The following is a 25,478-nucleotide window of genomic DNA, read 5'->3' as shown; positions in this document are numbered from 1 at the left end:
ATGGAAAGCAACGTAAACGAAATGTTGGAAGTGGCTGTTAAGGCTGCTGACCAAAAGCGCGCTGAAAACTTGGTCGCATTGGATATCCACGAGATTAGCTTGGTATCAGATGCATACTTGATTTTTGATGCCCCAACGCAACGTCAAGTTTTGGCGATTGTTGACGAAATTGAAGACAAGATGGCTGAAGCTGGCTTTGAGTTGAAGCGTCACGAAGGTCGTCGCGAAGGTGAATGGGTCTTGATGGACTTTGGTGATTTGTTTGTGCACGTCTTTAAGGACGACATGCGCCAATTCTACAACTTGGAAAAGTTGTGGGGTGCTGCACCTGAAATCGACATCGACCAATGGATCGTTAAGGAAGAATTCTAATGAATTACCAAACTTTTGCGAAGCTGTATGACGACTTGTTTGACGAAGCAGCCTACGCAGATTGGTTCCAATACGCAACCAAGTTCATTAAGAACAAGGATGGTAAGTTATTGGAGCTAGCCGGTGGTGCAGGACGCTTGGCGATTCAATTGAAGCAAGCTGGTTATGATGATATTTCAGTTTTGGACTTGTCTACTGAGATGTTGGCACTAGCTGCGCAACACGCCCAAGAAGCTGAATTGGACTTGCCGTTGATTGAAGGCGACATGCGTGAATGGTCAGACTTTGATGAGCGTTTTGCAACGATTACATCATTTGCGGATTCATTTAATTACTTGGCTAATGAAGACGAAACGTTGATGGCGTTCAAGCAAGTTGCTGAGCACTTGCAAGACGGTGGGCAATTCTTGTTTGATGTGATTTCACCATGGCAAACGGACGTTTATTATCCTGGTTATATGTATAACTGGCATGATGATGAAACGGCGTTTATGTGGTCATCATATGGGGTTGAAGAACAACCGCATACGGTGGAACATGAATTGACATTCTTTGTTTATAACGAAGACATTGATGGCTTCCAACAATTGCAAGAAGTACACACTGAACGCACATATTCTTTGGACACATACAAGCGTTTGTTGACTGAGGCTGGCTTCACAAACATTGAAGTGACGGCTGACTTTGGTCGAGCAGAGGTGACTGATGAGTCACCACGCTGGTTCTTTAACGCAACGAAAGCGTAATCTTTGGAGGACAACATGGAGGCAGTTGGATTAGTAACTGAATATAATCCATTCCATAATGGACATGCCTACCATGTCGCCCAAGCAAAGGAAGTTACTGGTGCTGACACAGTTGTGGCTGTCATGAGCGGTAACTATGTGCAACGTGGGTTACCCGCCATTTTCGATAAGTGGCGACGTACGGAATTAGCCTTAGCGGGTGGGGTCGATATCGTTTTTGAACTGCCCTTCGCTTTTGCTGTGCAACCCGCACATATTTTTGCACGTGGTGCCGTACAACTGCTAGCGGATGCCGGCGTTTCAAGTATCGTTTTTGGTGCCGAGCATGCTGAGTTGGATTTCTTAGCGCTCGCACAGCAGGCCCGTGACCGCTTGGTGGCGGATGAACATTTCTCAGCTGATTATTCACAAACCTATGCCACAGCATTTAATGATGTTCTGGCTGAGGTTGTTGGCTTCCGATTGACGGATCCGAATGACATGCTTGGGTTTGCTTACGCTACGGCCGTTATTGAACTTGGTTTAGCGGATAAGATTCGCCTACAACCGATTTAACGCATTAAAGCTGGGTATCATGATACGACGCTTTCGGATGATCACATTGCGAGTGCAACCGCGCTACGTGAGTTGATTAATCAGGAGGCACCTGCAGCTGAATTTGCTGACTATGTTTCGCAACCTGCAGCTGAATTGTTAGCACAAGGTGCGCAAACGGCTGATTGGTCTGAAACGTGGTATGATGCGCTGCGTTATAAGGTATTGACCACTCCAATCGACGAATTGGAAAACATTTATCAATTGACCGACGGGTTGGCCTACCGTCTTAAAGAAACCATTGAACGGGACACAACAGCTGACTATGAGACGTTTATGACAACGTTTAAGTCAAAGCGTTATACGCAGGCGCGCTTGCAACGCACGCTGTTGTACACTGTTTTGAATATAACGGATGCTGAGATGCAAACGGCGATGCAACGACCTTATTTGCGCATGTTAGGTGCAACAACGATCGGTCGCCGATATTTGAAGCAACAACGTGAGTCATTCACGTTGCCGTTGATACATAAAGTTGAGAAGGATGACCTGACTGGAATCTTAATGCTTGATTACCGAGCTGGTCGCTTGTATCAACAGTTCTCACGGACACGTCAGGACAAAGCGTCACCGCTAGATACGGGACGTATTCCAGTTTTTATAGAAAGAGGATAATCACATGAAGTGGCAATATGCTGAACTCCAAAAGTACAAGACTAAATCATTGCAATTCAGTGAGGTCGTTGATTTGAAGGAGCCTTTGTTGGCAACTTTTGGTGACGTTGTATTGGACGTTACACCGCTGACGGTTACTGGATTTGCGCAAGCTGATCGTGAAGATATCATTATTCACGCTAACGTGAATGGGAAGTTGGTGACGCCATCAACGCGTTCATTGACGCCGGTTGAAATGGATGTTGATTTCGATATCGATGAAGTTTACTTGCAAAACGAAGAGCACGCTGATCGTTACGAAATCGAAGACTCAGTTATTTTGATTGAAGATGGGTTGATTGATTTTGATCAAGCGTTGATGGAATACGTTGCTTTGTCAGTGCCACTTCAAGTCTTGACGGAAGAAGAGAAGGACCAACCAATGCCAGAAGGTAAGGGCTGGGCTGTCATTTCTGAAGACGATTTTGAACAAAAGCAAGAAGAAGCACCAGCACAAGCCAATACACCTTTGGCTGGCTTGGCAGATTTGTTCAAGGACGAAGATTAAAAAATGAACGCTTACCGGCGCTGAACCGGTGGGCGTTTTTGCACATTTTGATGGGGAAGGAAAGTTTGCATAATGGCTAAGCCAAAAGAAACACCAATGATGAAACAATATAACGAAATTAAGGCGCAATACCCTGATGCGTTTTTGTTTTATCGTCTAGGCGATTTTTATGAATTATTTAATGATGACGCGGTGTTAGGGTCACAACTTTTGGAGTTGACGTTGACACAACGTAATAAGAATTCTGCTGAACCAATTCCGATGGCGGGTGTGCCTCACCACGCCGCACAAAACTATATCGATATTCTGGTTGATAAGGGTTATAAGGTTGCCGTTGTTGAGCAAATGGAAAATCCGGCTGAAGCTGAGGGGATGGTTCGCCGTGAGGTTGTCCAACTGGTGACACCTGGAACACGTATGCGCAACACAGCGGATGCGGCTAAGGAAAACAACTACTTGGTTAGCTTATCAATGACGCCAGTTGGTGGCTTTGGACTGGCTTATGCGGACCTTTCAACTGGTGAAGTGAAGGCGACGTCGGTTTCAGCAACGAACGGCGTTTTGAATGAAATCAGCCGTTTGGAGACGAAGGAAATTGTGACGAACGCTGAGTTGCCCGATGAATTGATGGCCAACCTCACAAGTTTGGGTATCTTGGTTTCTAAGCAAGAAGAAGGGCCAGCCAACGCTGAAACGTCATATTTGACGCAACAGCTGGAAGTGCCAGAACAAAAAGAAGCGGCTGATATTTTGTTGGCTTATTTGTTCACAACGCAAAAGCGTTCATTGGATCACTTGCAGATGGCAACGCCTTATGAGATTGCGCAATACCTCAAGTTAGACCGTAATTCACGTGCTAACTTGGAATTGACGGTTAACTTGCGTACGCAACAACGTTCAGGCACACTTTTGTGGTTGTTGGATAATACCAAGACAGCGATGGGGGGGCGTGCATTGAAGCAATGGTTGGAGCAACCGTTGCTTGATCGCGAGACCATTGAAGCCCGCTATGACAAGATTGGTGAATTGTTAAAGGACTTCTTCTCACGCGCGGCTTTGCAAGAAACGTTGAAGTCTGTTTATGATTTGGAACGTTTGGCTGGCCGTGTCGCCTATGGTACGGCGAATGGTCGTGACTTATTGCAACTACGTAATTCATTGCGCCAAGTGCCGGATATTATGGTGACGCTTGGTGATTTAGACCCAGCTGTCTTTGGTGATTTGCTACGTCGCATGGATCCAGTGTCAGATATCGAAATCTTGATTTCAAAGGCGATTGCCGAGGAACCACCTATTTCAGTTACTGACGGTGGTGTGATTCGCTCAGGATACAACAGCCGTTTGGATGAGTACCGCGATGTGATGAAGGGCGGTAAGAAGTGGCTAGCCGAGCTGGAAGCCAAAGAACGTGAAGCCACTGGTATTAGTACATTAAAGATTGGTTTCAACAAGGTCTTTGGTTACTACATTGAAGTTACGAAGGCTAACATTGGTAAGCTTGACCCTGACCGTTACACGCGTAAGCAAACGTTGGCAAATGCCGAACGTTTCATCACGCCTGAATTGAAGGAACGCGAGCAGATCATTCTGGAAGCTGAAACAAAGTCGAGCGATTTGGAATACCAATTGTTCACCGAGGTACGTGACCAGATTAAGGACAACATTGCCCGTATTCAAAAGTTGGCGGCAACTTTGGCTGAACTGGACGTTTTGCAATCACTTGCGACGGTAGCTGAGCAGTACAAGTTCACCCGCCCAACCTTGGTTGATAGCCAAAAGTTGGTTATCAAGGATGGTCGCCACCCGGTTGTTGAAAAGGTGTTGGGCCACCAATCATACGTTGCTAACGACGTCTACATGGACGAAGACGAAACGATTATGCTGATTACTGGACCGAACATGTCTGGTAAGTCAACGTACATGCGCCAATTGGCCTTGACAGTCGTGATGGCACAAATTGGATCATATGTCCCTGCTAGTGAGGCGGAACTACCAATTTTCGACCAAATCTTTACCCGTATTGGGGCCGCCGATGATTTGATTTCTGGAAATTCAACGTTCATGGTTGAAATGGCCGAAGCCAATACAGCATTGCAAAATGCGACGAAGCGTTCACTGATTTTGTTTGATGAGTTGGGCCGCGGAACGGCAACGTATGACGGTATGGCTTTGGCACAAGCGATTATTGAGTATGTTCACAATAACACCAAGGCCAAGACGCTCTTCTCAACTCACTATCACGAATTGACGGCATTGTCAGATGAGCTTGATCATTTGCGCAATGTCCATGTTGGTGCAACGGAAGAGAATGGTGAATTGGTCTTTTCACACAAGGTTTTGACAGGTCCAGCTGACCAAAGTTACGGTATTAACGTGGCGAAGTTGGCTGGCTTGCCAGACTCATTGATTGCCCGGGCATCTGATATTTTGGCAAGTCTTGAAGCCCAAGATGTGACGATTTCAGAAACGTTAGTACAACCACAACCAGTATCAGCCAAGTTAGCTGAACTACCAGTTACGCCGACACCTGAGCCAGTTGTTGAAGAAGATACGCAGCTTGACTTGTTTGCGTTGGAACCAGCAGTTGATCCTGCGCTACAAGCCATTTTGGATGAAATTAAGCAAACCAACATCGCATGACGCCACTTGATGCGATGATGAAACTAAATGAGTGGCAAAAGCAAATGAAGTAATAAGAGGGCTGCGTTATGGCAGAAATTCATGAATTATCAGATATTTTAGCTAACCAAATTGCGGCCGGTGAGGTTATTGAACGACCTGCATCTGTTGTCAAAGAATTGGTTGAAAATGCAATTGATGCTAACAGTCATCAAATCGATGTGCTGGTTGAAGAGGCTGGTGTAAAGTCGATTCGCATTATTGACGATGGTGATGGTATTGAGGCTGATCAAGTTAAGAAAGCGTTCTTGCGTCATGCGACGTCTAAGATTACGTCACGTAATGATTTGTTCCGTGTGCACTCGTTGGGGTTCCGTGGTGAGGCGTTGCCATCAATCGCGTCAGTTGCGGATGTTGTCCTAGAAACGGCGACTGCTGATGCGCCACAAGGTACGCGTGTTCACTACAAGGGTGGGGAACTACTTGAAGAAGTCGGTACTGGGGCACGCAAGGGAACCGATATTACGGTGTCAGAGCTGTTCTTTAACACCCCAGCCCGTTTGAAGTACTTGAAGTCACAATCGACGGAATTAGCACAGATTGTGGATGTGATTAATCGTTTAGCGATGAGTTATCCTGATATTTCATTCCGTCTATCACACAACGGCAACGAAGTAATGCGTACAGCAGGTAACGGCAATCTACAACAGGTCATTGCTTCGATTTACGGTGTACAACAAGCCCGTAAGATGTTGGCGATTTAGGCTGAGGACAATGACTTTGAGTTGAACGGTTATATCTCACTGCCTGAATTGACGCGTGCTAATCGTTCATACATTTCAATTTTGATTAACGGACGTTATATCAAGAACTTCAACCTGAGTCGCGCTCTTGTTAAGGGGTATGGATCAAAGTTGATGGTCGGTCGTTTCCCAATTGCTGTTTTGCAAATTACGATGGATCCGCTATTGGTCGATGTGAACGTGCACCCACAAAAGCATGAAGTTCGTCTTTCTAAGGAAAGTCAGTTGATGGATTTGATTGAGCGGACAGTTAAGGAACGCTTTGCGAACCAGAATTTGATTCCGAACGCCTACGAAAACTATCTAGGCGAGGAGCAAAACGCAGCTGAAAATGACGAGGCGTTCTTGGCGCAGCTAAACGAATCGTCAAAGCCATATGTTAGCTCATATGCACCGGATACACCTGCCAATCACCCAGCCCCTATGTCGACAGCAGATTACGAAAAGCTGGCTGATAACTTCTCGGTTGATGATATTGCGCCAGTTGTTGTGCATAATGCAGATGAGCTTGATGGAACCGCGGTGAGTGAATTCGCTGAAAAGTATCAAGATGCCGATGCAGTTAACCCCTTTGATGAAGGGGGCGTGACGATGGCAGCTGAGCAAGAATCACTAGACCTGAAGGATGACACCATTACGGCGGTTGATGAGCACGGGCAAAGCTTCCCCAAGCTTGACTATATTGGTCAAATGCACGGTACGTTCTTGTTTGCACAATCTGAAGAAGGGTTGTACTTGATTGACCAACACGCTGCCCAAGAGCGTGTGAAATATGAGTACTACCGTGAAGAAATTGGTAAAGTCGGCATGGAAATGCAGAAGTTGCTGGTGCCAATCGTGTTGGAATATCCTAAGATCGATATCTTGAAGATTCAATCACACGAAGCCGAGCTAGCTAAGGTTGGGTTGCATTTGGAGCCATTTGGGGACGACGCGGTGATTGTCCGTGAACACCCGGGTTGGTTTGAGAAGGGACAAGAAGAAGATACGATTCGTGAAATGGTTGATTGGATTTTGCGTGATGGCAATCTAACGACTGCCCAGTTCCGTGAGCGTACGGCGATTATGATGGCCTGCAAGCGATCAATCAAGGCTAACTGGTCAATGAATGACTTCGAGGCCAAGGGCTTGATTGATCAATTGTCACACTCAGAGAACCCATACAACTGCCCACACGGACGCCCTGTTTTGGTAACGTTCTCAACTTTGGACATGCAAAAGATGTTTAAGCGTATTCAAGATTTACACGAATCTTGGATTGAATACGATAACCACCCCTTTTAATTTGAAAGTGTTTCGTATTCGCAATATACTTGTATCAACAAATACGAAATGACAGATTTTAAAAGAGGTAGATTATCATGAAGGCTCGTGTATTTTACGCTACAATTACTGGTAACAATGAAGATGTTGCGGACGTTATCATCGACACGTTCGAATCAGAAGGTGTTGAAGTGACGAAGGAAGACATCTCAATGATTGACCCACACGACATTTCAGCCGATGAGACTGACATCGTGGTGGTTGTACCTTACACGTTTGACAAGGGAACTGTTCCTGATGAGTCATTGGACTTCTTTGAGGACTTGGAAGACGCTGATTTGACTGGTATTGTCTATGGTGTTTCAGGTTCTGGTGATGACTTCTACGGTAAGGACTTTGCCGTTGCTATCGACAAGTTCGAAGCGCAGTTTGAGAAGTCAGGCGCTACTAAGGGTGCCGATGGTGTCAAGGTTAACTTGAGCCCTGATGTTGAAGCAACTGAAGAGTTGCAAGCATTCACGAAGGCTTTGATTGAAAAGGCTAACGCTTAATATAAACGATTATTAGAACCGGGAGTTGTCATGTTACAACTGCCGGTTTTATTATTTGACTTCACGGACAAAATTTGCTTCTTTAGACTTCGGAAACAAATCACAATTCAGCCATATATGACTTGTATGATATTTCTAAATTAGAGATAGTCATATGGGGGAAACATTATGGCAGATTATTCAGCAATGTCGACGGGTGTTGGAAAGTTGAACTATTCATTTTCAACATCTACTGCAGCCGAATTTGGCGTAAAAGTAGAAAACGCAAGCGGTCGTCCGAACCACTATCGCGAAGCACAAATTAAGCGCATTCAAGATCGTGTGGCAACTAAGCCAGATATCACGTTTGCGCGTTTGCGCGCTGATTTGAATTTGGAAACAGCTGATTTGCGTCAACTGGCGCGTGAAGCGGGTGTTGAACTACGATAATTAACTTAAAAATCCGATGTTTTTCTATCTGAAACATCGGATTTTTTATTTATTTATGAACGAAAAGTCGATATAAGAAACAAAAAATCGCGTTTTTACGAACAATGGCGTATAATAGGAACTATCTTAAAGAAAAACATCGTCAATGTACGGTTATTGGGGGGCTATCATGGCTAACTTTACATCAATGTCAACAGGGGTCGGACAATTAAACTATACCTTTGCAACGTCTGCAGCATCAGAATTTAGCGTGACGGTTGAAAACGAAAGTGCCCACAAGAGTGAGTATCGTGAGCGTCAAATCAAGCGTATTCAAGATCGTGTCGCCAACAAGCCAGGGATTTCATTTGGGCGACTACGTTCGGATTTACATTTGGAATCTTCTGAATTGCGTCAACTAGCGCGTGAGGCTGGCGTAACTTTGCAATAATTAACTAAATTTATTGAAACTCAAAAAGATTGGTAGCTGATACCAATCTTTTTGTTCGTTTAAAAATAATTTGCTGATGATTGACTTGTCCACAGACCTTTCTGGCACTAGAATAGACTGACTAAGAGAAACGAAAGGGGCACCTAATGAGTAAGCTAATACGGCGAGTCGTGCCGGCTGTCTTGGTAGGAGGTGTCGTAGCCGGTGGCTATTACGGGTACCAAGAGAACACGTTGAATATCCGCGGCACAATTCAACACGAAGAATTGAAGCAACGGGTTAAGGTGTCTAATGAGAAAATTAACCTATCTGATCGACAAGCTATTGTTAATCGGATGATGAAGGAAACCCACCGCGCTGAAGGCTTGCATAAACAAGGCTTTGTCAGCATGCCATCACTGGGAATTTTGCAACCAATCTTCGATAATGCATACAGTGAGGTTGGCTTAGATGCTGGGGCAAATTATGCGAATCGCACGGTTGATGATCCGGATGGTAAACAGGTGCCGCTTATGGGACAAGGGAATTACGGCTTAGCTAGTCACAATTTTAATGATGGTAAAACTGGCTTTTCTGCCTTGCAGGAAAGACTTAATCAGGATGCGCCTTACCTTGTTGATGGTGAACTGAAAGGGAGCGATTGGTTAAATGGCCAGCCAATATACATGGCAAACCGGTCAGGTATTTACGAATATAAGGTGACGAACCAAATCTTGGTAAATAAGGGAGATACCAACGTGTTGCGCCAAACACAATCACCGCAACTGACGATTATCAGTTGCTTATTTCCAAGTACGCAATATCGTATTATTACGAAAGCGTCATTGGATAAGTCGTGGGAATGGCACGATGCACCAGATAAGATCGTTCACTATTTTGACTTGACGGTCCAAAAGACTAATGCTCATGCGTCATGGTTTAATCCTGGCGAAGAAGAAGGCGTTAACTAATGATGCACCAACAGTTAAGGGTTTCATTTTTCGAGTTTTCGAGTATAATAAGTTAAGAATAAAGCGTTGACGAAGATAAGTCGTTGAACAAGATTGTTTATAGAGAGTTTGCCATCGGTGGGAGGCAGATAACGGTCGTTGAACGGTACTACTTCCAAGCGAACTGGTGAACCAGTTCCGTTTCCCGCGTTAAGGGACGATGAGGTGAGGGGGAACCCTCTCGAATTCGGGTGGTACCGCGTGCAAACGTCCCGTTACGACAAGTATAATTGTTGTAACGGGACGTTTTTGTTTTTCGCGCGTCAAGTCGCACGCAGATTAAATAGGAGATTACACAATATGGCAGATGTAAAGATTACATTCCCAGACGGTGCTGTGAAGGAATTCCCAGCTGGCGTAACGCCGTTGGAAATTGCTAACGGTATTTCAAAGTCATTGGCTAAGAAGTCTGTTTCAGGTAAGTTGAACGGTCACTACGTTGGTATGAACGATGGCATTCAAGAAGATGGTGCTTTCTCATTGATTACAAAGGATGATGCAGAAGGATTGCAATTGTTGCGTCACTCTGTTTCTCACTTGTTGGCACAAGCTTTGAACCGTTTGTACCCAGACCAAATTCACTACGGTGTTGGTCCAGCCATCGACAACGGTTTCTACTACGATACTGATAAGGTTGAGGGTAGCCAAATTTCAGCTGAGCAATTCCCTGAGATTGAAAAGATGATGAAGCAAATTGCTTCAGAAAACTTGCCAATTGTTTCTCGTGAGATTACGCGCGACGAAGCTTTGGAAATGTTCAAGAACGATCCATACAAGATTGAATTGATTAACGACTTGCCAGCCGATGAGCACATCTCAATTGCTGTGCAAGGTGAGCACGTTGAATTGGATCGTGGTGGTTTGGTACCATCAACGAACTGGATCAAGCACTTTAAGTTGACGTCAGTTGCTGGTGCTTACTGGCGTGGAAAGTCTTCAAACCCAATGTTGCAACGTATTTACGGAACGGCATTCTGGACGGCTGAAGACTTGGATGCTGAAATGAAGCGCCGTGAAGAAGCTAAGGAACGTGACCACCGTAAGATCGGTGCCGAGCAAGACTTGTTCTTCACGTCTCAAGAAGTTGGTGCTGGTTTGGCTGTTTGGATGCCAAACGGTGCTGCTATTCGTCGTACGTTGGAGCGTTACATTGTTGACCGTGAAGTGCAAGATGGTTACCAACACGTTTACACGCCAATCATGTCAAACTTGAACTTGTACAAGCAATCAGGTCACTGGGATCACTACCGCGATGACATGTTCCCACCTATGGATATGGGTGATGGCGAGTTCTTGGAATTGCGTCCAATGAACTGCCCATCTCACATCATGGTGTTTAAGCACAAGCCACGTTCATACCGTGAGTTGCCATTCCGAATTGCTGAATTGGGAATGATGCACCGTTACGAGAAGTCAGGTGCCTTGACTGGTTTGTCACGTGTTCGTGAAATGACGTTGAACGACGGTCACACGTTCGTTATGCCAGACCAAATCGAGGACGAGTTCAAGAAGATTTTGGGCTTGATGATCGACGTATACGCTGACTTTGATATCACGGATTACCGTTTCCGTTTGTCATACCGTGACCCTGAAAACACGGAAAAGTACTACGATGACGATGACATGTGGGACAAGGCACAAACGATGTTGAAGAAGGCCATGGACGACATGGAGTTGGATTACTTCGAAGCTGAAGGTGAAGCTGCGTTCTACGGACCAAAGTTGGACGTGCAAATCAAGACGGCTTTGGGTGGTGAAGAGACGTTGTCAACGATCCAATTGGACTTCTTGTTGCCTGAGCGTTTCGATGTTACTTACGTCGGACCAGATGGTGAATTGCACCGTCCAGTTATGATCCACCGTGGAATTATTTCTACGATGGAGCGCTTCACGGCTTACTTGACTGAAATGTACAAGGGTGCGTTCCCAACTTGGTTGGCACCACACCAAGTACGTATCATTCCTGTTAACCGCGATGCTCACGGTAAGTTCGCTAAGGACTTGGCTGATCGTTTGATCAAGCAAGGTATCCGTGCCGAATACGAAGACCGTAACGAGAAGTTGGGTTACTTGATTCGCGATGCTCAAACGTCTAAGGTTCCTTACACGTTGGTTATCGGTGATGAAGAAGTTAACAACAACACGGTTACAATTCGTCGCTTCGGTTCAACGGACACGAAGTCAAAGTCTGTTGATGCCTTTGAAGCAGAGTTGATGTCAGATATTGCACGTCACTCACGCGCAATGGAAACATTGGAAAAGGCCGTTAAGGGATAATAATTAACGATTAAAGACCTGATGTTAGGGAATTCCTGATGTCAGGTCTTTTTGGTTTGCAGTATGTAGTTTGTGCGAGTGTCCGACCTCTGGTCGGAGTGGCTGGGGGCTTCTTTTCACGCGGCTCTTATTCCTTCGCAGGAAGCCGCCTGATTTCCTGCGCGTGTCGAGACACGCTCCGGTCATGTCCGGTTCTATACGTGGGGCGCCCCCAGCCACAGCAGCCGAGATGTTCTAGTCTGACACGGATTTACATCTACCGGAAAACAAATAGGTGAACAGTTCAACCTGCGGTATTGTGGTGGATGACAATCAAACAATCAGAGTATTGCTTGGCTGCTGTGTTTGGCCCCGCCACGCGTATAGACACGTGCAGACCTTGACCCGCAGGTGTGGGTTCTTAGCGGGTTTCCCGCTCAGAGCCACGGGAGGTAAAGGCGTACGCGCCAACGGCGTGGACTCCGCTCCCTGCAGGTCATTGTCAGTGCGTGTTAGCGTGCTCTAGAAGGGGCCAAGCACTCCGGCCGTCAGGACGGACACTAACCACCAACTAACAAAACCTCAAACAAAAAAATGACTTTCTGAGTTGAATTGGTCTAGAAATTGGTCTATAATTGGTCTATACCAAAGATAAATAAAAACACAGAACGCATTTTTTAAGGGGAAATAAAATGAAGATTTTACAAGTTAAAGATCAACAAGCTGGTGGCCGCGCAGGGTACGAAGTATTCGCAGAGGCTGTTAAGAATGGCGCACAAGTTTTCGGGTTGGCGACTGGTTCAACGCCAATCTCAATTTATGATGAGTTGAAGGCCAGTGATTTGGATTTCTCTGATAAGATTTCAATCAACTTGGACGAATACAAGGGCTTGCCAGGGACGCACGAGCAAAGCTACCGTTACTTCATGAACGAGCACTTGTTCAACGCTAAGCCATTTAAGGAGAGTTACGTGCCGGACGGTATGGCTGATACCGAAACTGAGACGAAGCGTTACGAAGGTATCATTGATGCCAACCCAATCGATCTACAAATTTTGGGATTGGGTCAAAATGGTCATATCGGGTTCAACGAGCCTGGTACGCCATTTGACTCTTTGACGCACGAAGTAACGCTAACTGAGTCAACAATCGAAGCGAATGCACGTTTCTTCGAGAACGAAAACGAAGTGCCTCGCTACGCCTACTCAATGGGAATTGGTAGCATCATGAAGGCGAAGCAAATTTTGTTGGTTGCCTATGGTGCAGCGAAGGCGGATGCTGTGGCAGCTATGATCGAAGGACCTGTGACGGAGGAGATGCCTGCAAGTATCTTACAAAAGCATGCAAATGTCACAGTTATTATTGATGAAGCAGCTGGTGCAAAATTGACCAATCGTGAAGAAATTGTGCCGTTTGTGTAGGAAATCCGACTAATAGGAGAATAGGCAAGGTCATTGGTTGCAAACGTATACATGGGGTGTTATATTAATACTCGTAAAGCAGTGATGCTTTACACAACCAATTCTCTTTCTCTCTCTTAGCCGCTGTAACTTGCCAGTTATAGCGGCATTCTCTTTTTATGGGTATGTATTTTGCATACATTTTTAAAAATTCACTAAGACCGCTTAGGAATTTCGCATAAAAAGCTGTGTATTTTGCGATGCATAGCGTATACTAATCAGGTAATAATTAATAAAGAGGTATTATCACATGGCTTCAAAGACAGAATTGATCGACTTGGTTGCAGCACAAACTGAATTGCCAAAGTCAGAAACTGCTAAGACAGTTAACGCATTGTTGGACGTTATCAAGAACGAACTTGCTAAGGGCGAGAAGGTTGCTTTGGTAGGCTTCGGAACTTTCGAAGTTCGCGAGCGTGCAGCACGTAAGGGTCGCAACCCACAAACTGGTGCAGAAATTGAAATCGCAGCCGCAAAGGCACCTGCCTTCAAGGCTGGTAAGGACTTCAAGGAAGCCGTTAACAAGTAATCATTAGATTGCATAAATTAAACGCCGTACGATTTTAGTCGTACGGCGTTTTTTTGTACCTGATTTGCCACTAACAATTCCATAGACATAAAAATTTATGTTTGCTTTTAGCCCCCGTGAAGTATCGCCTAAGCTTGGACTCATATTATAAACCTTGTCAAAAAATAGATGGAGGATAGCGATATGACAGATCGTTATGAACAAAAGAAACAACGACCTTGGCTACAGTACGTCACGCTTGGAATTGCCACGTTAGCGATGGCGTTTAGTGCAATTGCAGCTTTTCACCCGTTTGGCATAGGCGAAACCAGTCGGCCAAATATGACCCAACAAAACGGCGGTTTTGGTGGCAATGGTGGTCCAATGGGTGGATATGGTAATCAATCACAGTCAAATTCAATCGATGATGCTGCAGCAAGCAGTGCAACGACGCAATGATAGGAGCGAGAAGTAACATGAATTTCGTAAAACGAGCAGGTATTACACTGTGGGCGCGAAAAGGACGGTCAGTATTGTTAGTCCTCACGTCAACAGTAATTTTAGCGTTTGTGATGGCTGGGTTGATTGTACAAAATGCGGCCTTGAAAGCAGCTACAAATGCAGCTAACTCAGTTGGATCAACAGTAACGCTATCGGCTAACCGAGAGAAAATGTTTGAGCAGATGAAGGCCGCGCAATCGTCGGCATCTTCTTCTAGTGATTCGTCATCTACAGACACGACAACGTCAATTACGATGCCAACGGCAACACTTTCAGAAGTTAAGAAGATTGCGGCCCTTTCAAATGTCGCTTCATACAACATTACGAACAGTGCCTCAGTAAACGCCTCAAGTTTTAAGGCGATTACAACCACATCAACGAATACGCCAATGGGTGGTGGTGATCGTGGTGGTATGATGGGCAACCAAAATTCAGGCGACATCCAAATCAACGGTGTGACGTCAACCACGTCAACGGCTTCATTTACAGACGGCACAGCTAAGATTGTGTCTGGACGTGGCATTAAAACAAGTGACCAAAACACCAATAATGTTGTCATTGCAAACGAATTGGCAACGGCCAACAACATTAAGGTTGGTGACACGTTAACTGTTAAGACGGCAGATGATGCGGCCACCGAAAAGAAGATCAAGGTTGTTGGAATCTACAAGTTGAAGACAACGACCGACGGATTCCAACGTGAAGACCCAGCGAACACGATTTATGGTTCATTCACATTGGCTAATGACATTAATGGCACACCAGATCAAGCATCAAACGTGACATTTACGATGGCTGAGCCTGCCAAAACAAATGCCTTTGTGAAGCAAGCCAAAAAGTTGATTGATACGTCAGAACTCACATTGACGTCTGATGCAAGTCAATACAAGACGGTAGCTGCAAGTATGAAGAACGTGGCGGCATTTGCCTCTAAGATTGTTTGGATTGTGTCAATTGCTGGTGTGCTTATTCTGGGATTGATTATTATTTTGATTACCCGTGAGCGTCGCCGCGAAATTGGTATCTTAGTATCAATCGGTGAGTCAAAGCCGAAGGTGGTTGCCCAATTGTTCACTGAAATGTTAGTCATTTTGGCGATTGCATTAGGTATTGCCACGGCGGCTGGTAACAGTGTGTCTGGCTTAGTTGGTAAGCAACTTGTGCAACAACAGACGACACAGCAAATGCAATCAGCGCGTGGTGGTATGCCAGGCGGTGGGCAAAACGGTCAACAAGGCGGCGCACCAGCAGGCAAGCCTAGCGGTGGTATGGGTGGTGGCCCAATGATGGGAGGCAGTTCAGCTGCTAAGAATGACCAGTTGGATGTTGCCATGACACCAGCAGCAATCGCAGAATTGGGCGGTGTTGCCTTCTTGATTGCTGTGCTTTCAGTGTCAGGGGCGGCCTTTAGCATCTTGCGTATGCGACCAAAGCAAATTTTGCAAGCTGATTAGTGAGGAAGAATAATGACGCTAGAAATTAAACATTTAACGCATTGGTACACGACGGCTGACAACGCCTTATACAAGGACGTTAATCTAACCTTCGAGAGTGGTAAATTTTACGCCATTGTCGGTGAATCTGGATCAGGTAAGACGACATTGCTGTCATTCTTGGCCGGATTAGATGTGCCACGTGAAGGTGACATCTTGGTTGATGGGGTATCGATTAAGAAGATTGGTTTAACTGCCTTTCGACAAAAGTACGTCTCTACAATTTTCCAGTCATATAATTTATTAACGACAATGACGGCATTTCAAAATGTCCAAACGGCGTTGGCAATTACGAAGTCAAAGCACGCGAACGACAAAGCTTATATTTTGGAGCAACTAGCGCGTGTTGGTATCGACGAAGAAAAAGCGCAAAAGAATGTGCAGCGCTTGTCCGGTGGTGAACAGCAGCGTGTTGCGATTGTTCGTGCTTTGCTAGTTGATGCACCAATCGTTGCAGCAGACGAAGCAACCGGGAATTTGGATCACGAGAATTCAGAAAAAATCGTGGCCCTCTTCGCGGAGTTGGCACATGAGTTTGGCAAGACGGTCATCTTGATTACACACGATCGTGAAGTTGCTAAGCAAGCAGATGAACAACTGTTGTTGAAGGACCACGTGTTTACGCCAATTACAGATTAAGTTAAGAACAGGCCGAGGAAAACAAACCTCGGCCTGTTTTGTGCTACACTAATCGTTAGATATCAATGAAAAGCGAGAAATGTGATGCAATTAACGGGTAATGATTTTATTGCAGCAATCAAAGATGAACAGTATGACGTGAAGTCGTTTACCGCGGCAGACCAAGCAACTGTTAATTTGGATGATTTATTTACATATACTGAAAAAGCATTGGCAGAGAGCAAACTTTTCAGCGCAGAGTTGCTTATCAGTGGGGATGAGCCCATTAGTCTGCGTTTGGAGACAGGTCTGATTAACTTGCCAATTCGCTATACGAATGCGATTAGCAAGATTGTGATTAACGATCCAGAGACTGAAGTAACGCTCTACATGATTGTGGAACACCCATTAGTAACCAAATCTGGCCTTCGTATCGAAACAGCGGCAACAGTTGCAGCTTTTTTGGATGATCCAGAAACGGTTGAAACGAAAATTGCTGCCTTCTTTGACAAAGAATTGACGGCAATTAATGAAGCGATTGAAGAGCAAAAGAACGCACCAGCTGAAGAGATAGAGGATGCTGAATAAGCGTTCTTGGGTTTGGGTTTTGAGATGAGGTATGAGTAACTATGGCACGAAAGAAGCGAATGAGTCGTAACAAGCGATTGGCAATCGTGTTGACGATTATTATTTTGTTTGTGTTGATTGCGCCCCAAATTATTCGGTATTATATGAATGTGGCTGACGCAAATGCAGCCGCTAAACAAGAAAAAGCTTACATTGCTAAGGTAGGTAAGCAACAAGAAACTTTAGGTGCTGACGATGCAGATAAACTGCCGGTTACTTCTCACTGGGATTTAAATGCTAAGGGTGAAATGAACGTTGTTGTTTCATCTAAGGCCATGAGTGAGACTGACGGGCGGGCATTAGTTTGGGTAAATAAGGCAGCTGACGTTTGGAATAAGGCACTGGGCGTTGACTTTATTCACGTCAATACCTCGAAGGCTGATCAAGAGGCGAACGTTGACCGGAATGTTTGGCCACACGATGCGGACTATCAATTGCTAGTCGGGTATAAAGATATTACAGATGAGTCAGGTAAGACTGATACAACTGTTTTGGCGACAACCACTGAGGCGGGTAATACGATGTGGATTTCAAAACAAGCGGCTAAGGTTTGGCTTGCAAAGTCAATCCAACGTGAAGACTACCTGTCGGGTGCAGTATATGGTCCGGTAACATCACGAGATATTGAGGCCTTGCACAACCAAGAAGCTGAGCATACAATTATTCACGAGTTCGGCCATGCACTTGCTTTGAAGCACCAAGGTCAAGCTGATGATTTGATGTCACCAATGGTGGGTATCAATGACTTGAGTAAGCCGAATAAAACGGAAGTAATGCAAGTTAAGACAATTCGTTACCTAGCAATGAATCCGGATTTGCTAAGTGAAGGATCGTACAACTCTGTTTTCCGAAAGTACTATCAACAACTTAATGGGCAAGATTTGCCGCAAGGTTTGGTTGTCTTGAACGACAGTCATGAATAAAGAAAAATAGATGTAGGAGTGATTCCATGAATCATAATGTTTTGTCAGCGCACAAAGTAATCGGGACAATTGTTGGGACGATTATTTTTGTGTTGTTGTTTAAATATGTTGCCTGGCCTTCAGGCGTTTCACATACAGATGTTACCTTGGCGCCGGCTTGGTTGGCGTTGATGTCAGCTATTTTTGGTCCAATCGCCGGATTTATTGTCGCGTTCGTCGGCCATTCTTTGACTGATTTGTCATCAGCTAACTTGGATTCAGTTTGGTGGACCTGGGCAATTGCTGATGGTATGTTTGGCTTCTTTATGGGACTTGCAACAACACGTATTGGCGTTTTTGTTGGTGAATTAACGTCACGTAAGTTAGTGTTGTTCAACATTTGGCAAGTCATCGCGAATGCGGTGGTTTGGTTGGTCATCGCACCACTTGGAGATCACTGGATTTACGGCACAACGCTTGGCAAGGCGTATGCGCAAGGCGGTATGGCGATGTTAGCCAATACCTTGGTGATTGCAATTCTTGGGTCACTATTTATTAAGATGTATCATAACTGGTTTGTTAAGTAGTCGGTCTGCTTTATTCATTATCGATTACGGCTAATGATTTTCTAAAATTAGCACAAATCAAAACGGCTGAGCCCTTATTCTTAAAGGGTTTAGCCGTTTTTTGATTGAACTGGTTCATGGTTTAAAGTTACAGATTGTGGTAAAATTTATGCATTGATAATGAATAAAAAGTGAGGTGCACCATGGGAAAGTTAATTGACGGCAAGCAAATTGCCAAGGACTTACGTGCAGCCGTTGCAGTTCAAACTGAAAAGTTGGCGACGCAAGGGATTACACCAGGGTTAGCTGTAATTTTGGTTGGGGATGACCCGGCCAGTGAGATTTACGTTCGCAACAAGGAACGTGCAGCTGGTAAGGTTGGTGTGAATGCACAAACGATTAAGTACCCGGCAGATGCTTCAGAAGCAGAGGTGCTCGCAAAAATTGCGGAACTGAACGCCGATGACAGTGTTGATGCTATTTTGGTACAAAGCCCAGTGCCATCACAAATTGATGAACACAAGGTGCAAGAGGCAATTGATCCACGTAAGGACGTGGACGGCTTCCACCCAGAAAACATTGGTCGCTTATACGCTAACCGTGAAGGCTACTACCCAGTTGCCAACACGCCACGTGGCATTATGACGATGTTGCATCACGAGGGTGTGGATGTGGCTGGTAAGCACGTTGTTGTCATTGGTCGTTCAATCTTAGTTGGCCGTCCAATGGCAGCCTTGCTACAAGGCGCTAACGCAACCGTGTCACTTTTGCATCGCTACACGCCAGCATCTTTGACGGAATTGCTAGTAAGTGAAGCTGATGTCGTGATTGTGGCAACCGGTGTGGCTGGCTTGATCAAGGGATCAGAGCTGAAGGCCGGTGCGGTTGTCATCGATGTCGGAATTAACCGTCTTGAAGATGGTTCATTGGTGGGAGATGTTGATTTTGCATCAGCTGAACCCGTGGCTAGCTTGATTACACCAGTCCCAGGTGGTGTCGGACCAATGACAATTGCAACGTTGCTACAAACGACGGTTGAACTTGCCGCACAACACCACGGGGTTGCATTGGAGGACCCATGGCAGACTATCTAACAGTATCGGCGTTGACGTCTTACTTAAAGCGTAAGTTCACAGCGGATCCCTATCTAAAGGAGGTCTACGTAACTGGTGAAATTTCCAATTATCGCCAACGTCCAGGTCACCAATACTTTTCATTGAAAGATGATGGGGCAGTGTTGAACGCAACCATGTTTAAGTTCGCTTTCCAAAAGTTACAGTTTAAACTGGAACCGGGGATGAAGGTGAACGCCGTTGGTCACATGGATTTGTATGGGCCCAACGGTTCTTATAGTTTGATTATTGATAAGCTGGAACCAGATGGGGTCGGCGCATTATATCAAGCGTATGAACAATTGAAAGCGAAGTTAGCTGAGGAAGGTTTGTTTAATCAATTACAACGACCAATCCCACGTTTTCCAAAGAAAATTGCGGTCATCACATCGCCAAGTGGTGCGGTTATTCGTGACATTATGACGACGGTACAACGACGTTATCCGATTGCTGAAATCGTACTTTATCCGGCGGTTGTGCAAGGCGATGGTGCGGTACCGTCGCTAACTGCTCAGATGACGGCTGTTGCTGAAGCTGGTGATTACGACGTTTTGATTATGGGTCGTGGTGGTGGCTCGATTGAAGATTTGTGGGCATTTAACGAAGAAGCTGTGGCTCGTCAAATGTTGACCATGCCAATGCCAATCATTAGTTCAGTTGGACACGAAACGGATACAACAATTGCCGACTTTATTGCTGATCAACGTGCGGCCACACCAACGGCAGCGGCCGAATTGGCAACGCCAGTTCCTTTGGCCGATTTGTGGCTAGGCATCCAACAAATGCAACAACGTTTGGTGAATCAAATGCAACGTCAAGTTGTTAATTCTCAAGAACGGTTACAACGTTTGCAAAACAGTTATGTGTTGACACAACCGGCTCGTCTGTATGAGGGTTACTTACAACGTTTGGACATTGCTCAGCAACGACTACAACAATCTGTTGTGACTTTGGTGACGCAACGTCGCCATCAATTCGATTTGATTGCACCACGTTTAACGAATGCGATGACGCGTCAAACGGAAAATGCGCAGCAACGGGTTGGCCGAGCTGCGGCAGGGTTGCAATTGGTTAGTCCATTGGCAATTTTAGCGCGTGGCTATAGTGTTGTTGAACAAGATGGACATATTCTGAACTCTGTGGCAGATGTCACGTTGCAAGAAGATGTTTTGATTCGCCTGTCAGATGGTGAAGTGACAGCAACGGTAACGAAAAAGGAAGAAACAGAATAATGGCAGAAAAGACATTTGAAGAAAACTTGGCAACGTTGGAACAAATCGTTGCCCGCTTGGAAAAGGGTGATGTGCCTTTGGAAGAAGCGTTAAAGGAGTTTGAGACCGGCGTCAAGTTGAGTCAAGAACTACAAAAAACACTACAAACGGCTGAACAAAGCTTGGCAAAGATTGTCAATGCAGATGGTTCAACCTCAGATTTTAACCCCGAGGCGTAGTATGAATTTAACAGAGTTTGCCAGTGAAGTTGTCCCAAAGATTGAAGAGACTTTGGCAACAGAATTGAAGCAAAGCACAACGGAAAAGACACTACGTGATGCTATGACCTATGCCGTAATGGCAGGTGGTAAGCGGTTGCGTCCGTTGTTGACGTTGGCAGTTGCCCAATCTTACGGCATGGGTGTGCCTGGATTGGTTCGCGCAGCGAGTGCGTTGGAATTAATTCACACGTACAGCTTGATTCACGATGATTTACCAGCGATGGATAATGATGATATGCGTCGTGGTAAGCCAACGACACACCGTCAGTTTGGTGAAGATGTCGCAATTCTAGCGGGTGATGCCTTGCAACCGTTGGCATATCAATGGTTGGCGAGTGATCCGTTATTAACCACGCCGCAAAAGGCTGAGTTGACTTTGCAATTAGCTTTGGCATCAGGTGCAAACGGTATGGTGGCCGGTCAAGTGATGGATATGGCGGCAACGAATGCTGATACAATCACACTTGATCAAGCAAAGGCAATTCATTACCGCAAGACCAGTGCGTTGATTGCCTATGCTGCCATTGCAGGTGGTATCATGGCCCACGCATCAGAAGCAGTCAAAGAACAACTTTGGAATTTTGGAATGGCTTATGGCCTTGCTTTCCAAATCAAGGATGACTTGGATGACCTTGGTCAGGACGATGATGAGGATAAGCAAGCATATCCAACGCTGCTTGGGGTGCAAGGCGCGATTGATGCTTTACGTGAGCAAGTTGCACTTGCCAATCAGGCGTTGCAAAAGTTTGGTGAACTAACAGGTAATGACATCACGCTGTTGGTATCATTTTTGGATTACTTTAACGAGACATTGGAGAAATAATAATGGCGATTGAGAAAGAACGAGTAGACGTTTTAGCAGTTCAACAAGGGCTTTTTACCTCACGTGAACAAGCTAAGCGTGCGATTATGGCTGGCGAAATTTTGGGAGAAAACGAGCAACGGATGGACAAGGCGGGGGAGAAGATTCCCGTGACAACTGAGTTGCACTTGAAGGGTGCTCCGATGCCGTATGTATCGCGTGGTGGCTTTAAGCTTGAAAAGGCTTTGGATGTTTTTGACATCTCAGTGGATGGCAAGACAGTCTTGGATATTGGTTCATCAACAGGTGGCTTTACTGATGTGTCATTGCAAAACGGGGCTAAGTTGGTTTACGCTCTGGATGTGGGAACAAACCAATTGGCCTGGAAGTTGCGTTCAGATGACCGTGTGGTTGTAATGGAAAATACCAACTTCCGCTACTCAGAATTGCAAGATTTCACGCAGGGTCAACCAGAAGTGGCAACGATTGATGTGTCATTCATTTCGTTGAACTTGATTTTGCCACCTCTTTCAAAGATTTTGACGCCGGGTGGTTCAGTCGCCACATTGATTAAGCCACAATTTGAGGCGGGTCGTGAAGCAATCGGTAAGCACGGTATCGTCAAGGATGCCGCAACACACTTGGCAGTTATTGATAAAGTTGCTGGCTACGCCAAAGCAGCTGGGTTCAGCATTGTTGGGTTAGACTATTCACCAATTAAGGGTGGATCAGGAAATATTGAATTCTTGGCCCACTTGGTCCTTGATGGTGGGGATAGCACGATGTCTGAAGCTGAACGTGAAGCGGTGGTAGCTGGTGCGCACGCACAATTGAATGCACGTCGTGAGGAAAAGACGGATGAGACGAAGTAAGCAAGAACGTCAACAAGCCATCAAGACGTTGATTAGCAACGAGCAAATTCAACGCCAAGAAGACTTGGTACGTAAATTGAATGAAGCTGGTTGGGAAGTCACGCAAGCAACAATTTCACGTGATATTACCGAAATGCAATTGGTAAAGGTGCCACTACCTGCTGGTGGATTTGCCTACGCTGTGATGTCAGGGGCTGACTATTTTGGTCAGCTTGGTCGTATTTTGCAAGAAACTACAACTGATGTCGCAACCCAAGGGAATATGATTATGATTAAGGTGGCGCCAGGAACTGGTCCTGCTCTGAAGACAGCCCTTGAAGAAGCTAATTTGCCAGAAGTATTTGGGCTAATCGGGGATGATGCAGGTGTTTTGGTCATCTTGCGCGAAGGTGAGCTTGCGAAGGACTTTGCGAATAAGTTGACGGCGCAAGCTTAGTCAACGGAAGAGGAGCATGCTATGCTACAAGAATTATCAATTCAAAATTTTGCGATTATTCCGAAGCTCAACATTAGCTTCCAACCTGGGATGACTGTTTTGACTGGTGAGACTGGGGCTGGAAAGTCAATTATCATTGATGCTGTGGGCTTACTAACTGGTGGCCGTGGTTCGCAAGACTTTATTCGTGAGGGCGCTGATAAGGCAGTCTTACAAGGGCTAATTGATGTGGAACCTGGCCAACCAATTGCACAACTGCTTGATGAGTTGGGGATTCCACTAGAGGACAACCAACTATTGATTCATCGTGAGTTGCACAAAAGTGGGCGCAATGTAATTCGAGTTAACGGTAGTTTGGTTAATGCCACAACGCTTAAGGAAATCGGGCAACACTTGGTTGATATTCACGGCCAGAATGAGCATCAAGAGTTGATGCAAGTTGAGCGTCATCTGGCCTTATTGGATGAGTATGGCAAGAAGACAATCGGCCCAGTGCATGAAAAGTACCGTTCAGCGTATGAAACCTACCGTAACCTGGAAAGTGCGTTCCACAAGCGTCAAGCTGATGAACAAGCTTGGGCGCAACGCCTCGACATGCTAAGTTTTCAAAGTAAGGAATTGGCGGATGCTAGTTTGGTCGAAGGCGAAGAAGAAATGTTGGAAGCTGAGTATCAGGAACTAACTAACTTCCAAGATGTTTTGGCGGCGTTGTCTAAGGCACATGAAGCTTTGGATGGCGACTGGGATAACAATGGACTAGAGACGATTTCTACCGCCATGAGCGCGATGGAAGATATCGAAGAATTGTCACCTAAGTACGCAGCGTTAACTGAGGCGGTTCGTGGCGCATATTACGAACTGCAGGAAGCGGCATCTGAGATTTTATCAGTCCGCGACGGTCTGGAGTTTGATGAAGAACGCCTACGCGAAGTTGATGATCGATTGAACTTGATTCGTTCGCTAGAGCGCAAGTATGGGGCCACGATTACCGACGTCTTGTTACACCAAGCTAAGGTTGATGCGGAATTGGCTGAAATGGGTGGTGGCGAGCAATCGGCGGCTGAGTTAGCCGAACAAGTTGAGGCTGCTGAACAAAAAGCCCGCACGTTAGCTGCGAAGCTACATGAACTGCGTCTTAAGGCGGCTAAGCAATTGGCGGCCAAGATTTATGAACAACTGAGTGATTTGTACATGGAGAAAGCAGTGTTCTCCGCGCACATCACAGAGTTGAAGGAACTGAATGCCGGTGGATTGGATGCAGTTGAATTCTACATCCAAACAAACCCGGGTGAGGGTGCTAAGCCGCTGGTAAAGATTGCTTCCGGTGGTGAGTTATCCCGAATGATGCTGGCGATGAAGACCATTTTTTCACGTGAGCAAGGCATTACATCGATTATCTTTGACGAAGTCGATACCGGTGTGTCTGGGCGTGTCGCCCAAGCCATTGCGGAGAAGATTGCGGTGATTGGTCGCTATTCACAAGTGCTAACGATTACACACTTGCCACAAGTGGCAGCAGTGGCTGATAACCATTACTTTATTGAAAAGCAAGTGGTTGGCGATCGCACAGAGACAAGTATTCACACACTTTCTGAGGAAGACCGCGTTAATGAAGTTGCCAGAATGTTGTCTGGGGATGAGTTAACTGAAGCGGCTAAGGAGAATGCTCGTGATTTGATTCAGCGAGCGGTTGCAAAGCGTAGTGAATAAAGCAACTGGTCATGTCGGAAGTTTTCGACCTCCGACATGACCAAGCCGCACCTGATAAACGACATTAACCAGGACTGTTAGGTCCTGGTTTTTTTAAATGCTAAACTTGCATGCTACTATAAAGTGACTAGAATAGAGATACGATTATTTTGAGAGTGAGGGTGA

Annotated in this window: 23 protein-coding genes, 3 pseudogenes and 1 other annotated feature; all 26 genes and pseudogenes read left to right on the top strand. The window is 45.6% G+C overall.

What is annotated here, in order from left to right:
- Complete coding sequence (rsfS, locus tag OIT45_RS02920) at positions 1–372, top strand: ribosome silencing factor (RefSeq protein ID WP_199404414.1); 372 nt, start codon at positions 1–3, stop codon at positions 370–372.
- Complete coding sequence (locus tag OIT45_RS02915; RefSeq protein WP_199404413.1) at positions 372–1,118, top strand: class I SAM-dependent DNA methyltransferase; 747 nt, start codon at positions 372–374, stop codon at positions 1,116–1,118. The genes rsfS and OIT45_RS02915 overlap by 1 nt, the downstream gene beginning before the upstream one ends.
- A 15-nt stretch (positions 1,119–1,133) precedes the next feature.
- Positions 1,134–2,327, top strand: a pseudogene (locus OIT45_RS02910) (nucleotidyltransferase).
- A gap of 4 nt (positions 2,328–2,331) precedes the next feature.
- The gene (locus tag OIT45_RS02905; protein WP_264339852.1) at positions 2,332–2,874 is read left to right on the top strand and encodes a YceD family protein; all 543 of its coding nucleotides are present in this window, start codon (positions 2,332–2,334) and stop codon (positions 2,872–2,874) included.
- A gap of 72 nt (positions 2,875–2,946) precedes the next feature.
- Positions 2,947–5,567, top strand: a pseudogene (mutS, locus tag OIT45_RS02900) (DNA mismatch repair protein MutS).
- Positions 5,568–5,582: 15 nt separating this feature from the next.
- Positions 5,583–7,580, top strand: a pseudogene (mutL, locus tag OIT45_RS02895) (DNA mismatch repair endonuclease MutL).
- A 77-nt stretch (positions 7,581–7,657) separates the two neighbouring features.
- Entirely contained in the window at positions 7,658–8,110 is a 453-nt protein-coding gene (locus OIT45_RS02890; protein ID WP_112464693.1) for a flavodoxin domain-containing protein, read from the top strand.
- Positions 8,111–8,278: 168 nt separating this feature from the next.
- Positions 8,279–8,539, top strand: a complete 261-nt coding sequence (locus tag OIT45_RS02885) for a hypothetical protein (protein WP_161691299.1) — start codon at positions 8,279–8,281, stop codon at positions 8,537–8,539.
- 169 nt (positions 8,540–8,708) lie between these two features.
- Positions 8,709–8,969: a hypothetical protein gene (locus tag OIT45_RS02880; RefSeq protein WP_003610304.1), complete on the top strand. Its 261-nt coding sequence runs from the start codon at positions 8,709–8,711 to the stop codon at positions 8,967–8,969.
- Between the two features lie 146 nt (positions 8,970–9,115).
- Positions 9,116–9,919, top strand: coding sequence for a class A sortase (locus OIT45_RS02875; protein WP_199404408.1), 804 nt, complete (start codon positions 9,116–9,118; stop codon positions 9,917–9,919).
- 57 nt (positions 9,920–9,976) lie between these two features.
- Positions 9,977–10,176: a binding site (T-box leader), on the top strand.
- Between the two features lie 82 nt (positions 10,177–10,258).
- On the top strand, positions 10,259–12,235 hold the full coding sequence (thrS, locus tag OIT45_RS02870; protein WP_003610300.1) for a threonine--tRNA ligase: 1,977 nt from the start codon (positions 10,259–10,261) through the stop codon (positions 12,233–12,235).
- 671 nt (positions 12,236–12,906) lie between these two features.
- Positions 12,907–13,635 carry a glucosamine-6-phosphate deaminase gene (locus OIT45_RS02865; RefSeq protein ID WP_199404407.1) on the top strand — a complete coding sequence of 243 codons (729 nt, stop codon included), beginning with the start codon at positions 12,907–12,909 and terminating at the stop codon, positions 13,633–13,635.
- 289 nt (positions 13,636–13,924) lie between these two features.
- The gene (locus OIT45_RS02860; RefSeq protein ID WP_003610296.1) at positions 13,925–14,203 is read left to right on the top strand and encodes an HU family DNA-binding protein; all 279 of its coding nucleotides are present in this window, start codon (positions 13,925–13,927) and stop codon (positions 14,201–14,203) included.
- A gap of 183 nt (positions 14,204–14,386) precedes the next feature.
- Complete coding sequence (locus tag OIT45_RS02855; RefSeq protein ID WP_135797364.1) at positions 14,387–14,641, top strand: hypothetical protein; 255 nt, start codon at positions 14,387–14,389, stop codon at positions 14,639–14,641.
- A gap of 17 nt (positions 14,642–14,658) precedes the next feature.
- Positions 14,659–16,137 carry an ABC transporter permease gene (locus OIT45_RS02850; protein ID WP_199404406.1) on the top strand — a complete coding sequence of 493 codons (1,479 nt, stop codon included), beginning with the start codon at positions 14,659–14,661 and terminating at the stop codon, positions 16,135–16,137.
- A 12-nt stretch (positions 16,138–16,149) separates the two neighbouring features.
- A complete protein-coding gene (locus tag OIT45_RS02845; RefSeq protein ID WP_135797366.1) occupies positions 16,150–16,815 on the top strand; it encodes an ABC transporter ATP-binding protein in 666 nt (221 codons plus the stop codon).
- An 84-nt stretch (positions 16,816–16,899) separates the two neighbouring features.
- Complete coding sequence (locus tag OIT45_RS02840; RefSeq protein WP_135797367.1) at positions 16,900–17,382, top strand: hypothetical protein; 483 nt, start codon at positions 16,900–16,902, stop codon at positions 17,380–17,382.
- A 41-nt stretch (positions 17,383–17,423) separates the two neighbouring features.
- Positions 17,424–18,344, top strand: coding sequence for a matrixin family metalloprotease (locus OIT45_RS02835; RefSeq protein ID WP_199404405.1), 921 nt, complete (start codon positions 17,424–17,426; stop codon positions 18,342–18,344).
- Between the two features lie 26 nt (positions 18,345–18,370).
- Positions 18,371–18,910, top strand: a complete 540-nt coding sequence (locus tag OIT45_RS02830) for an ECF-type riboflavin transporter substrate-binding protein (RefSeq protein ID WP_135797369.1) — start codon at positions 18,371–18,373, stop codon at positions 18,908–18,910.
- Between the two features lie 182 nt (positions 18,911–19,092).
- Positions 19,093–19,983 carry a bifunctional 5,10-methylenetetrahydrofolate dehydrogenase/5,10-methenyltetrahydrofolate cyclohydrolase gene (locus OIT45_RS02825; RefSeq protein ID WP_161691295.1) on the top strand — a complete coding sequence of 297 codons (891 nt, stop codon included), beginning with the start codon at positions 19,093–19,095 and terminating at the stop codon, positions 19,981–19,983.
- On the top strand, positions 19,968–21,233 hold the full coding sequence (gene xseA, locus OIT45_RS02820) for an exodeoxyribonuclease VII large subunit (protein WP_199404404.1): 1,266 nt from the start codon (positions 19,968–19,970) through the stop codon (positions 21,231–21,233). Before OIT45_RS02825 ends, xseA begins: the two co-directional genes overlap by 16 nt.
- Positions 21,233–21,451, top strand: coding sequence for an exodeoxyribonuclease VII small subunit (locus tag OIT45_RS02815; RefSeq protein ID WP_003610280.1), 219 nt, complete (start codon positions 21,233–21,235; stop codon positions 21,449–21,451). The genes xseA and OIT45_RS02815 overlap by 1 nt, the downstream gene beginning before the upstream one ends.
- 1 nt (position 21,452) lies before the next feature.
- Positions 21,453–22,316, top strand: a complete 864-nt coding sequence (locus OIT45_RS02810) for a polyprenyl synthetase family protein (protein ID WP_135797372.1) — start codon at positions 21,453–21,455, stop codon at positions 22,314–22,316.
- A gap of 2 nt (positions 22,317–22,318) precedes the next feature.
- Positions 22,319–23,167 (top strand): TlyA family RNA methyltransferase, encoded by an 849-nt coding sequence (locus tag OIT45_RS02805; RefSeq protein WP_087044063.1) that lies wholly within the window; start codon positions 22,319–22,321, stop codon positions 23,165–23,167.
- Positions 23,154–23,603 (top strand): arginine repressor, encoded by a 450-nt coding sequence (locus tag OIT45_RS02800; protein WP_135797373.1) that lies wholly within the window; start codon positions 23,154–23,156, stop codon positions 23,601–23,603. The genes OIT45_RS02805 and OIT45_RS02800 overlap by 14 nt, the downstream gene beginning before the upstream one ends.
- Positions 23,604–23,624: 21 nt before the next feature.
- Positions 23,625–25,313 (top strand): DNA repair protein RecN, encoded by a 1,689-nt coding sequence (gene recN / locus OIT45_RS02795; protein WP_264339851.1) that lies wholly within the window; start codon positions 23,625–23,627, stop codon positions 25,311–25,313.
- Positions 25,314–25,478 lie beyond the last annotated feature (165 nt).

This window comes from Weissella sp. LMG 11983 (assembly GCF_025908495.1).
Taxonomy (GTDB): Bacteria; Bacillota; Bacilli; order Lactobacillales; family Lactobacillaceae; genus Weissella; species Weissella fermenti.
Note: the sequence above shows the minus strand (reverse complement) of the source record. Positions and strands in the feature narration are given on the sequence as shown.

Bases quoted from the DNA above. Each gene is read 5' to 3' on its own strand.
- OIT45_RS02890 (WP_112464693.1), top strand. From the start codon at position 7,658: ATGAAGGCTCGTGTATTTTACGCTACAATTACTGGTAACAATGAAGAT.
- thrS (WP_003610300.1), top strand. From the start codon at position 10,259: ATGGCAGATGTAAAGATTACATTCCCAGACGGTGCTGTGAAGGAATTC.
- OIT45_RS02800 (WP_135797373.1), top strand. From the start codon at position 23,154: ATGAGACGAAGTAAGCAAGAACGTCAACAAGCCATCAAGACGTTGATT.
- OIT45_RS02825 (WP_161691295.1), top strand. From the start codon at position 19,093: ATGGGAAAGTTAATTGACGGCAAGCAAATTGCCAAGGACTTACGTGCA.
- recN (WP_264339851.1), top strand. From the start codon at position 23,625: ATGCTACAAGAATTATCAATTCAAAATTTTGCGATTATTCCGAAGCTC.
- OIT45_RS02840 (WP_135797367.1), top strand. From the start codon at position 16,900: ATGCAATTAACGGGTAATGATTTTATTGCAGCAATCAAAGATGAACAG.
- OIT45_RS02845 (WP_135797366.1), top strand. From the start codon at position 16,150: ATGACGCTAGAAATTAAACATTTAACGCATTGGTACACGACGGCTGAC.
- OIT45_RS02885 (WP_161691299.1), top strand. From the start codon at position 8,279: ATGGCAGATTATTCAGCAATGTCGACGGGTGTTGGAAAGTTGAACTAT.
- OIT45_RS02905 (WP_264339852.1), top strand. From the start codon at position 2,332: ATGAAGTGGCAATATGCTGAACTCCAAAAGTACAAGACTAAATCATTG.
- OIT45_RS02855 (WP_135797364.1), top strand. From the start codon at position 14,387: ATGACAGATCGTTATGAACAAAAGAAACAACGACCTTGGCTACAGTAC.
- OIT45_RS02805 (WP_087044063.1), top strand. From the start codon at position 22,319: ATGGCGATTGAGAAAGAACGAGTAGACGTTTTAGCAGTTCAACAAGGG.
- OIT45_RS02860 (WP_003610296.1), top strand. From the start codon at position 13,925: ATGGCTTCAAAGACAGAATTGATCGACTTGGTTGCAGCACAAACTGAA.
- OIT45_RS02915 (WP_199404413.1), top strand. From the start codon at position 372: ATGAATTACCAAACTTTTGCGAAGCTGTATGACGACTTGTTTGACGAA.
- OIT45_RS02880 (WP_003610304.1), top strand. From the start codon at position 8,709: ATGGCTAACTTTACATCAATGTCAACAGGGGTCGGACAATTAAACTAT.
- xseA (WP_199404404.1), top strand. From the start codon at position 19,968: ATGGCAGACTATCTAACAGTATCGGCGTTGACGTCTTACTTAAAGCGT.
- OIT45_RS02815 (WP_003610280.1), top strand. From the start codon at position 21,233: ATGGCAGAAAAGACATTTGAAGAAAACTTGGCAACGTTGGAACAAATC.
- OIT45_RS02835 (WP_199404405.1), top strand. From the start codon at position 17,424: ATGGCACGAAAGAAGCGAATGAGTCGTAACAAGCGATTGGCAATCGTG.
- OIT45_RS02810 (WP_135797372.1), top strand. From the start codon at position 21,453: ATGAATTTAACAGAGTTTGCCAGTGAAGTTGTCCCAAAGATTGAAGAG.
- OIT45_RS02850 (WP_199404406.1), top strand. From the start codon at position 14,659: ATGAATTTCGTAAAACGAGCAGGTATTACACTGTGGGCGCGAAAAGGA.
- OIT45_RS02865 (WP_199404407.1), top strand. From the start codon at position 12,907: ATGAAGATTTTACAAGTTAAAGATCAACAAGCTGGTGGCCGCGCAGGG.
- OIT45_RS02875 (WP_199404408.1), top strand. From the start codon at position 9,116: ATGAGTAAGCTAATACGGCGAGTCGTGCCGGCTGTCTTGGTAGGAGGT.
- OIT45_RS02830 (WP_135797369.1), top strand. From the start codon at position 18,371: ATGAATCATAATGTTTTGTCAGCGCACAAAGTAATCGGGACAATTGTT.
- rsfS (WP_199404414.1), top strand. From the start codon at position 1: ATGGAAAGCAACGTAAACGAAATGTTGGAAGTGGCTGTTAAGGCTGCT.